The organism is Psychrobacter raelei (genome assembly GCF_022631235.3).
GTDB lineage: Bacteria > Pseudomonadota > Gammaproteobacteria > Pseudomonadales > Moraxellaceae > Psychrobacter > Psychrobacter raelei.
Window position 1 is genome coordinate 1,122,991 of the sequence record NZ_CP093310.2, and the last position, 12,473, is coordinate 1,135,463.

The window sequence follows — 12,473 nt, forward strand, 5'->3', positions numbered from 1 at the left end:
TCTCTAAAGAGGCCAAAATGGGTACAGATAGACAAGTAACAGCAGTAGCACATTCAGGAGTAACAAAATACTCATTACTGAGTGCAGCTGTGATTGGTGCATTGGCATTAACTGGATGTAATAAGCCTGCAGATCAAACTCAAACTACTGAAACCGAAAACAGCGCAGAAGTGGCACCCACTGCTGACGCCAAAACTGTAACCATTTACTCCTCACGCAATGAGCAGCTTATCCAGCCTTTATTAGATGAGTTTACTAAAGAAACGGGTATTCCCGTAGAGCTTGTGACTGATGACAGCGGCCCACTTATGGCGCGTTTGCAAGCAGAAAGCACCAATACCCCCGCCGATATGCTATTGACTGTAGATGCCGGTAACTTATGGCAAGCTGCGCAGCAAGGCCTACTACAGCCTCTAAACTCTGAAGTTGTGAACAGCAATGTCCCTGCAAAATACCATTCAGTAGATGACTTATGGACTGGTCTCTCCCTGCGTGCACGTACTATTTTTTATGATCCAGCCAAAGTAAACCCAAGCGACTTATCTACTTATGCAGATCTTGCTGATCCAAAATGGAAAGGCAAATTGTGCCTTCGCACCTCCAAAAAAGTATATAACCAGTCTTTAGTCGCCAGCATGATTGAGCATTTAGGCGCTCAAAAGACCGAAGAAATTGTGAAAGGCTGGGTAGCAAACTTAGCCGCCCCTGTGTTTAGTAATGATACCAAGCTGTTAGAAGCCATTGCCTCCGGTCAATGTGAAGTTGGTATTGCAAATAGCTACTACTATGGCCGTATCTTGGATGAAAACCCAAGCTTCCCTGTAAAACTATTTTGGGCCAACCAAGGGGAAGGCGCTGAAGCAACTGGTACACATGTGAACGTATCGGGTGCAGGTATTATCAAATCCTCTGATAACGTAGAGGGCGCTCGTAAGCTGATTGAGTGGTTATCATCAGATACCGCCCAAGGCAAATACGCCAGCAGTGATAAAGAATTCCCAGTAAAAGAAGGGATTGATGAGTCAGACATGTTGCGCTCATGGGGCAGCTTCAAGCAAGACGACATCAATGTGAGCATCTTTGGCCAGCGTCAAGCTGAAGCGGTTCAATTAATGGATCGTGCAGGATACGAATAACCTATTATTGACATTAAAATAGTAGCAAGATTGTGACACTGCGCTAGAGAGAAAACCAAAATCAGTGCTAAAGTCAAAGGGCAGTGTTCACCGCTTGTCCTAGGGCTTGGCAATAGGGTTTTATGAAAGCAACTATCTCTAAAGGGTCCTTAATAGCGAAATCAATCTTAGTATTGGTTTCGCTATTTATGTTGATACCTGTCTTTATTGTTATGCGCTCTTGGCTTGAGCCCATGGCTGATATCTGGAAGCATTTGGCAGATTATGTACTGCCACAAGTACTCAAAAACACCGCCTTAATCTTATTACTTGTCACGTTGATTGCGGGTAGTTTAGGTACTTATTTGGCGTGGCTGACCAGCATGTATCGCTTTACCGGACAGAAGTTTTTTGTTTGGGCTTTAATGCTACCCTTTGCTATTCCTGCTTATGTGCTGGCCTTTGTTAGTGTTGGGCTTTTTGATTATAGCGGCGTGCTACAGACCACTTTAAGAGAGCTGAATATAACGGGTGCACTTGGGGCACAAATTCGTAGTGTCTGGGGCGCCGGAATTATCTTATCACTGGTATTTTATCCTTACGTGTATCTGCTGGCGCGGCAAGCCTTTTTATCCCAAGGCCAGCGTGCATTAGAGGCCGGACAAATGCTGGGACTTACCCGCAGACAGGCCTTTTTTAAAGTGGCACTACCACAGGCCATGCCTTGGATTGTGGGTGGTTTGCTGTTGACGTGGATGGAGACTTTGGCAGACTTTGGTGCGGTCTCAGTATTTAATCTAGATACCTTTACTACAGCCATTTACAAAGCTTGGTTTGGCTTCTTTAGCTTAACCACAGCTGCCCAGCTGGCCGCCTTGCTTATCATTACTGTGTTTTTAATTTTGATAATCGAGCGCTATTGGCAAAAAAAACGCAGCTATTTACCCAGCGCTGGCCATCGTCAGCGTGAAGAGCTTACCGGACTGCGTAATCTATGGGCCTTTGGCTTTAGCCTGCTTATCTTTATTTTGGCTTTTGGCTTGCCGATGACTCAGCTTATCGTCTGGGTGATAAAAAACTATCACATAGATCTAGATGAGCGCTATTGGGGCTTTGTCAAAAATACCTTGGTGATAGCAGGCGCTACGGCCATCGCCATTGCGTTAGTTGCGCTATTGATAGCTTGGATGCTGCGTCAATACCCAAGCCGCAGCAATCAGCTGTTGGTATCCTTGGCCAACTTGGGCTATGCCGTCCCAGGCACGGTACTGGCAGTGGGGGTGTTTATTCCCATTGCTTGGATAGATAATTTATTAATTGCCCAGCACATTACCACCACTCAAGTGGTCAGTGGCAGTGTGATTGTCATGCTATGCGCTTTGGCCACTCGGTTTATGACGGTAGGCTTTCAGCCGATAGACCGCCAGTTGAATCGCTTAACGCCAAGTCAAGAGCAGGCGGCACAGCTATTGACCACCAACCGCTTGCAACGCTGGCGCCAGGTATATTTACCAGTGATTAGTCCTGGGGTATTTACTGCGCTGATTATGGTGTTTGTTGAGGTTACCAAAGAGATGCCAATTACGCTGATGACACGCCGCCAAGGCTGGGATACTTTGGCAGTGCGGGTTTTTGAGATGACCTCTGAGGGGATGTATGAACGGGCCGCATTGCCAAGCTTAACCATCGTCTTGGTGGGATTGATTCCGGTTATTTTGTTAATTCGTCAATCGGATAAAACCTAGCAGTGCGGCATAAAGCTTGGGTGACTCTAAGCCTTGATTTCTTCAAATATCAATAAGTTAGCTGTCTTAGTAGTAACTTGTTAGTGTGACAACCTTCTTATTAAGATAAATAGCCTAAGCAAAACGGTGGATAACTATGCAAACCAGCCCCAATCGCAGTGTGAATCATTCTTTTGAAAATGTGAGCCATAAGGACAGTGCAGATTATTTAGTGCTTGATAATATCAGTGTCAGCTTTGGTCATACTGAGGTGGTAAAGTCATTATCGATGCGTTTGAACCAAGGCGACATCGGCTGTTTGCTTGGATTTAGTGGCTGTGGTAAGACCACGGCTTTGCGTGCCATTGCTGGTCTTGAGCAGCCGCATCAAGGTAGGGTGGTGCTTAATGGCAAAACCTTAACTGATATTAATCAAGGTAAGGTTACTGTACAGGTTATGCCAGCTAAGCGTGATATGGGCATGGTGTTTCAAGACTATGCACTGTTTAGCCATCTGACAGTCAGTGAAAATATTGGCTTTGGTTTACACCGCTGGAGCAAGGCAGATAAGGCGGCACGTATACAAGAGATGCTAGAGTTGGTGGAATTGACTGAACACGCCAACAAGCGTATCAATCAGCTCTCAGGTGGTCAGCAGCAGCGCATTGCTTTAGCGCGCGCTTTGGCGCCTAAGCCTGAGCTGTTATTACTTGATGAGCCATTTTCAAACCTAGATATGATGCTGCGTGAGTCATTAGCAGCCAAGGTACGAGACATCCTAAAGCGCACCCATACCACGGCCATCTTAGTCACCCACGATCAGCATGAAGCCTTTGCTATTGCTGATAAAATTGGGGTGATGCATAACGGTAAGCTTGCACAGTGGGCGACCCCTGATGAGCTGTATCATGAGCCCAGCAGTCCATTTATCGCCGAGTTTATCGGGGAGGGAGCCATGATTGATGGGGTCATTGAACAAGGTGTTATCAAGACTGCCCTGGGGGATATTAAGCGCTATCCTGAGCCGATTCATGCCACTCATAAAGGCTTTGACTATGATACTTATTTTAGCCAAGGTGAGGTGTGTGAGTATGACTTTCCTAATGGCACCAAGATTAAAGTGCTCATTCGCCCAGATGACATAGTACATGATGATCATAGCCCTCAGCATGCCATGGTGGTAGAGCGGGTGTTTCGCGGTGCCAACTTCTTATATCGTCTGCGTTTGGATAATGGCGAGGAAGTACTGTCTTTGGTTTCAAGCCACCATGATCACCCCGTGGGCGCAGACATAGGGTTTCGGCCGCTAATGGCGCATGTGGTATTGTTCCAAGGTGATAATTTAGAAGACATGACCACGTGGCAGCGTATCTAATGGCTGACACACTAATTCATTCATTCATTAATCACAAACTGGTTAATCACAAACTAGATACTGACAGTTAAGCATCAAAAGAGGCCTGAACATGCAGGTAGCGCCCCAGCCATTTATAAGGGGTTTGATCTGAATAGCGCAGCTCCATCTCAATCACAGCCTCAGGATTGGTGTGACCACCACGTTTTAGCGGCGCATAGTCATGAAACACACGCAGCCCGCTTACTTTATCAATCATAAAGCCTTGCGCCTTTAGCCAAGCGTCAGCTTCTTCATAGCTGACGGGGTTATTGGGTGTCAGGCTTTTTTTGTTGTCTGATTTGAAATTGGGGTTATTGAGCAAGTTAAAATTGCCCATAATCAGATTGCGGTATATGAAGCTTGCGGGGTTATAAAAGCACAGCGACAGTACGCCTGTGGGCGCAAGCCACTGTGCAAAAAATGGCATAATCTGTTGCGGCTCAGCCAACCATTCAAGCAGTGCATGACACAAAATCAAGTCATAGCTTTGTTTGTTGTGCTCCCCAAGCAAGTCCTCAAGCTGTTGATAGGGGCAGACTAACCAGTTTACTTGAGGCAACACGCCCAATTGTTCAGCATTTTTTTTGGCCTCAGTGAGCATGTTGTCTGAGATGTCATTGATCGTAACCATGTGACCTTGAGCGGCCAGCTGCAATGACAACTGAGCCAATCCAGCTCCCACGTCAAGTATTTTTAACGGCCGCTTTAACTGAGCGGATAGCTGCTCGACTGTCTGAGCCAAGTCGCGCTTGAGCACTGCCAGACGAATCTCCCCTTTTAAGCCGCCATAGACTTTTTTGACAAAATGCTCGGTGATGGGATCAAAGTTACGGTCTTTATCTGCACTCATGTCAACTTAGCCTTTATCAAAAATAGGGGATAAAATGGGGTTAAAAAACCATAGATTGTAACCAAGTTAGCAGAATTTACCAACAAATATCCTATGCTTTTTGACGCAGGCTTAGAAGGTGTTTTTTTTCTGGCTGAAAATCACTGAATTTGGCAAGGGTTTTGGAGTTAATGTCAGTCAAATCGCCCGCTTGAGCGTAATTTATGCTAAAATACAGCAGGTAATTATTAGCATAAAAATTTAAAAAATAGTTTGCAGTTGTCCTCATAAAATTCGTGATTGCCGGGCTAAAAAACCAAGCCAAACTTCATGCTAAAAAATCACGCCCAAAAATGAGATCAGCTGCTAACATGGAGATGTATGTATGAGTGATTCGGTCAGTCCCATTGCCATCGTAGATGAGATGAAGCAATCCTACCTTGATTATGCGATGAGCGTTATTGTGTCTCGAGCATTACCTGATGTGAGAGACGGGCTGAAACCTGTGCATCGCCGTATCATGTACGCCATGCATCAGCTGTCAAACGACTACAATAAACCCTATAAAAAATCGGCCCGTGTGGTCGGTGACGTAATCGGTAAATATCACCCTCATGGTGATATTGCAGTGTATGATGCCATTGTGCGTATGGCGCAGGACTTTAGTCTTCGCTATCCTATGGTTGACGGTCAAGGTAACTTTGGTTCTATCGATGATGACCCTGCTGCAGCGATGCGTTATACCGAAGTTCGTATGACCAAGCTGACGCATCAAATGCTGGGTGATTTGGACAAAGATACTGTCGATTGGGAAGATAACTACGACGGCTCTGAGCGTATGCCAAGCGTTCTGCCTGCTCGTATCCCGAACCTATTGGTTAACGGTGCAACCGGTATTGCGGTTGGTATGGCCACCAACATGGCGCCACACAACTTAACTGAAGTATTAAATGCTTGCTTGGCCTATGCCGACAACCCCAATATCTCAAGTGAAGAGCTGACCAATTACATCTCCGGACCTGACTTTCCTACCGGTGGCATTATCTATGGCCGCTCAGGTATCGTTGATGCATACCGTACCGGTAAAGGCCGCTTACACATTCGTGGCCGCTATCATATTGAGCCGATGAGCGATACGGGTGTTAACCGTGATCGTGAGCGCATTGTATTTACCGAAATTCCTTATCAGTCTAACAAAGCCAAACTGATTGAGCGCATCGCAGAATTGGTTCGTGATAAAAAGATTGAAGGTATCTCTGAGATTCGTGATGAGTCTGATAAAGACGGTATGCGCATTGCCATTGACCTGCGCCGCGGTGAAGTGGCCGAAATTATCGTCAATAACTTATTCTTGCAGACCCCACTTGAGTCAAGCTTTAGCATTAATATGGTGGCCTTAGATAATGGCCAGCCAAAGCTTATGACCTTGCGTCAACTGATTGCCGCTTTCGTGCGTCACCGCCAAGAAGTGGTCACCCGCCGCACCATATTTGAATTAAATAAAGCCAAAGCCCGTGGTCATTTATTAGAAGGTTTGACCGTAGCGCTGGCCAATATCGATGACATCATCGCGACTATCAAAGAGTCGGCCAACCGCGGTGAAGCTCGTGAGAAGCTATTGGCTCAGATTTGGGACTCAGGAACAGTTGTCGCTATGCTACAGGCAGCGGGCCGTGGCACGCTAGCGGCGGGTGACCTACGCTCAGTACGCCCTGAATATATTGAGGGTGAGGATTTAAAAAATCCGTTTGGTCTGATTGATCAAGGCAACAATTATCGTCTATCGCTTGAGCAGGTCAATGCTATCTTAGAGATGCAGCTGCATCGTCTAACCGGTCTTGAGCAAGATAAATTAACCGAAGAGTATCAAGACTTATTGCGTCAAATCGCTGAGCTTGAATCTATTTTGGCAGATTTTGATAAGCTGATGATGGTTATCAAAAATGAAATGCTTGAGATTTTAGAGAACTTCGGTGATGAGCGACGTACTGATATTGTTGACTCACGTACCGACTTTAGCCGTGAAGATTTAATCCCAGAGCAAACCGTGGTATTAACCGTATCTCGTACAGGCTACGCTAAGACTCAGCCTATTAGCGATTATGTGGCACAAAAACGTGGTGGTAAAGGTAAATCTGCCACAGCGATGAAAGAAGATGATGTGATCGATCACTTAGTGGTCACCTCAACGCACGCCACGGTACTTTGCTTTACCGATAACGGCCGAGTGTTTAGCTTACGCGGCTTTGAAGTACCGATTGCCAGCCGCGGTGCCCGTGGTCGCCCCTTAGTCAATATTATTGGGCTTGAGCCAGATGAAATTGTCACCACCATCTTGCCGATTCCGAATTTATCAGAAGAAATTGACAGCCATTTTGTGTTCTTTGCCACAGCTAACGGTACCGTTAAACGTGTCGAATTGTCACAATTTGCCAACATTCGCTCAAACGGTCTGATTGCTATTGGCCTAGAAGAGGGTGATAAGCTGGTGTCTGCACGCATTACCAACGGCGAGCAACAAGTGATGCTGTTTGCCTCAAGTGGTAAAGCCATCCGCTTTGATGAAAATGATGCCCGCGTTATGGGACGTACTGCCAAAGGCGTACGCGGTATGCGTATTGCAAATGATGAGTTTATCAAGTCGCTGGTAGTCATCGAAGAGGATGTGCAAGAGATTTTGATTGCTTGTGAAAATGGCTATGGTAAACGTACCCCTGTTGATGAGTTTAATGCCCAAAACCGTGGCGGCGGTGGTGTGATTGCCATCAAGACCAGTGAACGTAACGGCGCACTCGTTCGTGCCACTAAGGTTCAGCCAGAAGATGATATTATCTTAATCTCTAACAAAGGTACTTTGGTGCGTACCCCCGTGGCTCAAGTAGCAACCTCAGGTCGTAACACGCAAGGGGTTACCTTAATCCGTTTGTCTAAGGATGAAGCCTTAGTGGCCATGGCACGAGTTGAAGATACCGGTGAAGAAGATGAGCTGGTTGAAGCCATGATTGAAGATGGCTTATTGACCGGTGACGTACTTGACGCGGATAAAGACAGTGACATTGTGGACCACTCTGATACTCTAGAGTAGTTAGCTTGAGTAACAAAACAGTGCTATGACAACCCGCTTAGAGTGTATAGAATGCCGGCATAATCTGTCGGCATTTTTTATTTCATAATCAAGGATCGCTTATGTCTGATTTACATTTACATCACTTACAAAAGTCACGTTCGTTTCGTATTTTATGGCTTCTAGAAGAGCTGGGTGTGCCGTATCAACTGACCAGTTATGAGCGCAATAAATCTTTTTTAGCGCCTAAGAGCTTAGAGCGTATCCATCCTGTCGGCAAATCGCCGATTCTTGAAGTAAAAGGATTGGATCCTAAGCACCCTGATAACAGCACTGCTTTAATCGAATCTGGGCACATCATAGATTACCTCATGGCCAAATATGATACCAATTATGAGCTGCATCCAAAAACTGATGCCGATGATGCCGCTTGGCGTGACTATGACTTTTGGATGCATTATGCCGAAGCGTCTGCCATGCCAGCCTTGGTCATGCGCTTGGTATTTTCAAAAGTAGTGGAGCGCTCTCCGGCCCTAATTAAGCCCATCGCTAAAGGGATTCGTAAGCAAGTAGAAGCCTCTATGATTACTAAAAATGTTAATAATTCGCTAGAATTGGTCGAACAAACCTTATCGAGTAATCAGTTTTTTGCAGGGAGCGAGTTTACGGCAGCGGACATTCAGATGGCATTTTTTGTTGAAGCGGCCAACTCAGGCGCAGGCCTTGATGAGGTGCGTTATACCAGTACTTTAAACTGGTTAAAGCGTTGCCAAGGTCGTCCGGCCTATAAAGCGGCAGTGGCAAAAGGAGGTAAGCTTGAGTTCTAAGCGTCAACACTCTCAATTGCACTCTGATGTACCCCAAAAACCGGAACTGCTCAAAAACAGCAAAATAAAGATTTTTGTTTTATTACTTTGTGTCGTCAGCTTCTATGCTGGGTGGCAAGCCAGCCGTTCGCACTTGGTCAAAGAGTGTCAGATGGCCGGTGCCCAAACTAGCGTTGAGCAAGGTCTGGTTTATTGTAAAATGCCTTAACAGCTGGACAAACAGATTTGGGTAAAAAAATTACCTAAATGATTGTTAAAATGACGAATATTGGGTGTTATGTCCTAAACCTGCGTTCCTTTTTTATGAAGGGTCCGCAGGTTTTTTTTGGCCAAAATATTGAAAAAAACACAGCTAAATCTTATATATAACACCAATTACCCCTTGGTCATCGAAAAAATTTGACATTGTTAAAAAACAAATAGAGATGACTTGAAAAGCTAAGACCCTAGCTGCATATATATAACAGAACAAAGCAATTTAAGTTAACAACAGGTGTATAGTATTTATGCCTTAAGTTAAAGATTGCTTTTAGACAATTGATATAAAAAATATAAAATACGCCTATTACAAGGACAATCCTATGAGATTTGATAAATTCACTCAAAAGCTACAAGCAGCGCTCCAACAAGCTCAAAGTCTGGCCATCGGTCGAGACCACACCAGTATTGGACCGGTGCATATTATGGCCGCTTTATTAGAAGATGAGTCTAATATTTCGGTGTGTCAGCAAGCCGGTGCCAGTATTCCGGCACTAAAAAATGGCGTGGCCAAAGCCTTGGACAATCAGGCAGTGATTGCCAATCCAACTGGTGAAGTCAACTTAAGCCCAGATGCGGTGAAAGTGCTTAACTTAGCTGACCGTCAAGCCCAAAAAGCGGGCGATGATTATATTGCTACCGAATGGTTATTATTGGTGTTAGCGGAACAAGGCGATACCAAAAAACTGTTTAATACAGCCGGTGTTACTGCTGAGAAATTAAAAGCGGTTATCGAACAATTGCGGGGAGAGCAGACTGTGGACAATCAAAATGCTGAAGATCAACGTGATGCGTTAAATAAATATACCATTAACCTAACTGAGCGTGCCGAGCTTGGTAAGCTTGATCCTGTGATTGGCCGAGATGAAGAGATTCGTCGTACCATTCAGGTGTTGTCACGCCGTACTAAGAATAACCCAGTACTTATCGGTGAGCCTGGTGTGGGTAAAACCGCTATTGTTGAGGGTTTGGCTCAAAAAATCGTTAATGGCGATGTGCCAGAGGGTCTGCGCCGTAAAGAGGTGTTATCGTTAGACTTAGGTGCCCTAATTGCTGGTGCAAAATATCGCGGTGAGTTTGAGGAGCGTCTAAAAAGCGTGCTCAATGATTTGGCCAAGCAAGAAGGCAATGTCATCTTATTTATCGATGAGCTACACACGATGGTGGGCGCAGGTAAGTCGGATGGGGCGATGGATGCTGGCAACATGTTAAAGCCTGCTTTAGCACGTGGTGAGCTACACTGTGTGGGTGCAACAACGCTGGATGAATACCGTCAGTATATTGAAAAAGATGCTGCCCTTGAGCGCCGTTTCCAAAAAGTATTGGTCGATGAGCCAACAGTCGAGGACACCATTGCCATCTTGCGTGGGCTAAAAGAGCGCTATGAGCTGCACCACGGGGTAGATATCCAAGACAGCGCTATTATTGCTGCGGCGCGCATGAGTCATCGTTATATCACCGACCGTAAGCTGCCTGATAAAGCCATTGACCTGGTGGATGAGGCCGCAAGCCGTCTGCGTATGGAGATGGACAGCAAGCCTGAAGCCTTAGGTAAGCTTGACAGCCGCTTAATTCAGCTAAAAATGCAGCGTGAAGTCTTAAAAAATGAAGAAGATGCTGGCGCTCAAGCAGAACGTAAGGTATTAGATGAGCAGATTGAAGAGCTTGAAAAAGAGTATGCTGATCTTAACGAGATTTGGCAGGCAGAAAAAGCGCTGGTCAAAGGCAGTCAGCAGCTAAAAGACGAGCTGGATAAAGCGCGTATTGCTTATGACAAAGCCAGCCGTGAGGGTGACTATGAGACCATGAGTAAGCTGCAGTATGAGACCATTCCGCAGTTAGAAAAACGCATTACCGAGTCTGACTTAGCTGAGCAAAAAGAGCAGACGGGTGAAGGCAATGGTATCAAGCTGCTGCGCAATAAGGTAACCGATAACGAAATTGCTGAAGTGGTGGCGGCGGCTACCGGTATTCCGGTCAACAGAATGCTACAAGGTGAGCGTGAGAAAATGCTGACGATGGAGGAGCGCTTGCATGAGCGAGTCGTCGGTCAAGATGAAGCGGTGCAGTCAGTGGCCAATGCGGTGCGTCGTAGCCGTGCAGGTCTATCAGACCCCAACCGTCCATCAGGCTCTTTCTTATTCTTAGGCCCAACCGGTGTGGGTAAAACTGAGCTGACCAAATCACTGGCCAACTTCTTGTTCGATAGTGAGGATGCGATGGTGCGTATCGACATGAGTGAATTCATGGAGAAGCACAGTGTCAGCCGCTTAGTCGGTGCGCCTCCTGGCTATGTGGGCTATGAAGAGGGCGGTGTATTGACCGAAGCGGTTCGCCGTAAGCCTTATAGCGTTATCTTGTTCGATGAGGTAGAAAAAGCGCATCCTGATGTGTTTAACATTCTACTTCAGGTGCTTGATGATGGCCGTTTAACAGATTCACAGGGGCGAGTGGTGGATTTCAAAAACACAGTCATTATCATGACCAGTAACTTAGGCTCGCACAAAATCCAAGAGATGGCCGGTGATGATTATGAAGAAATCAAAGCATCAGTCATGGAGTCTGTCGGTCAGCATTTCCGCCCTGAGTTTGTGAACCGTATCGATGAGATTGTGGTTTTCCATCCACTTGGTATGTCACAGATGGCCGGTATTGCCGACATCCAACTGGATCGTTTACGCAGCCGCTTAAAAGAGCGTGAGATGGACATCAAGCTGTCTGCTGATGCGATGCATATGCTGGTGGCTGTGGGTTATGACCCTGTGTATGGCGCACGTCCGCTAAAACGTGCTATCCAGCAGCAGATCGAAAACCCCTTGTCATTAAAGCTGTTGTCGGGTGAATTTGTCGCCGGTGATACCATTCAAGTGGATGTGGATGACGAAGATAACCTGGTTTTCACCAAAGCCTAACTGTGCTTAGAGCAGACGGATAGATTTATCACACAGCACACCCCTTATCTACGTAAGTAGGTAAGGGGTTTTTTACTTTTAAGCCACAAGTCATCATATCAAGGCGGCTTAGAGCAGTGACAGCGGCCAACACGTGGCTTATGATACTTTTGATTTAGTTAATATTATCTTCAAAATAAAAACAGCAGGAGATGCGCAAGCTTAGTTAAAAGTAACTGAGCTTTTTTTATGGATAATAAAGAGGCGGCTTACTATTTACTAGGGAGACATGGCTTAGGTTAATCAATAGGATTTTCATACTTTGATAAAAAAATCAATTAAAGTTGGTTAATTTATTACAGCAAAGCT

The 12,473-nt window shown here is 45.7% G+C and carries 8 protein-coding genes; 7 read left to right on the forward strand and 1 reads right to left on the reverse strand.

The genetic code is table 11. The features are described 5' to 3' along the window. The first annotated feature begins 17 nt into the window (after positions 1-17). From MN210_RS04895 to MN210_RS04905, 3 genes are all read left to right on the forward strand, one after another. Positions 18-1,136 carry an extracellular solute-binding protein gene (locus MN210_RS04895; RefSeq protein ID WP_338412661.1) on the forward strand — a complete coding sequence of 373 codons (1,119 nt, stop codon included), beginning with the start codon at positions 18-20 and terminating at the stop codon, positions 1,134-1,136. A gap of 122 nt (positions 1,137-1,258) precedes the next feature. Further along, positions 1,259-2,860 (forward strand): ABC transporter permease, encoded by a 1,602-nt coding sequence (locus MN210_RS04900; protein WP_201545645.1) that lies wholly within the window; start codon positions 1,259-1,261, stop codon positions 2,858-2,860. A 136-nt stretch (positions 2,861-2,996) separates the two neighbouring features. Beyond that, positions 2,997-4,214 (forward strand): ABC transporter ATP-binding protein, encoded by a 1,218-nt coding sequence (locus MN210_RS04905; protein ID WP_338412662.1) that lies wholly within the window; start codon positions 2,997-2,999, stop codon positions 4,212-4,214. 67 nt (positions 4,215-4,281) lie between these two features. On the opposite strand, the gene MN210_RS04910 is transcribed toward MN210_RS04905, so the two are convergent. Continuing rightward, positions 4,282-5,085, reverse strand: coding sequence for a methyltransferase domain-containing protein (locus MN210_RS04910; RefSeq protein ID WP_338412663.1), 804 nt, complete (start codon positions 5,083-5,085; stop codon positions 4,282-4,284). Between the two features lie 364 nt (positions 5,086-5,449). On the opposite strand from MN210_RS04910, the gene gyrA reads away from it, so the two are divergent. From gyrA to clpB, 4 genes are all read left to right on the forward strand, one after another. Continuing rightward, positions 5,450-8,149 carry a DNA gyrase subunit A gene (gyrA, locus tag MN210_RS04915; protein ID WP_338412664.1) on the forward strand — a complete coding sequence of 900 codons (2,700 nt, stop codon included), beginning with the start codon at positions 5,450-5,452 and terminating at the stop codon, positions 8,147-8,149. 101 nt (positions 8,150-8,250) lie between these two features. Beyond that, complete coding sequence (locus MN210_RS04920; protein ID WP_110816385.1) at positions 8,251-8,955, forward strand: glutathione S-transferase; 705 nt, start codon at positions 8,251-8,253, stop codon at positions 8,953-8,955. Then, positions 8,945-9,163 carry a hypothetical protein gene (locus tag MN210_RS04925; RefSeq protein WP_011960148.1) on the forward strand — a complete coding sequence of 73 codons (219 nt, stop codon included), beginning with the start codon at positions 8,945-8,947 and terminating at the stop codon, positions 9,161-9,163. The genes MN210_RS04920 and MN210_RS04925 overlap by 11 nt, the downstream gene beginning before the upstream one ends. Before the next feature lie 373 nt (positions 9,164-9,536). Then, positions 9,537-12,125 carry an ATP-dependent chaperone ClpB gene (gene clpB, locus MN210_RS04930; protein WP_011960149.1) on the forward strand — a complete coding sequence of 863 codons (2,589 nt, stop codon included), beginning with the start codon at positions 9,537-9,539 and terminating at the stop codon, positions 12,123-12,125. The last annotated feature ends 348 nt before the right edge of the window (positions 12,126-12,473 follow it).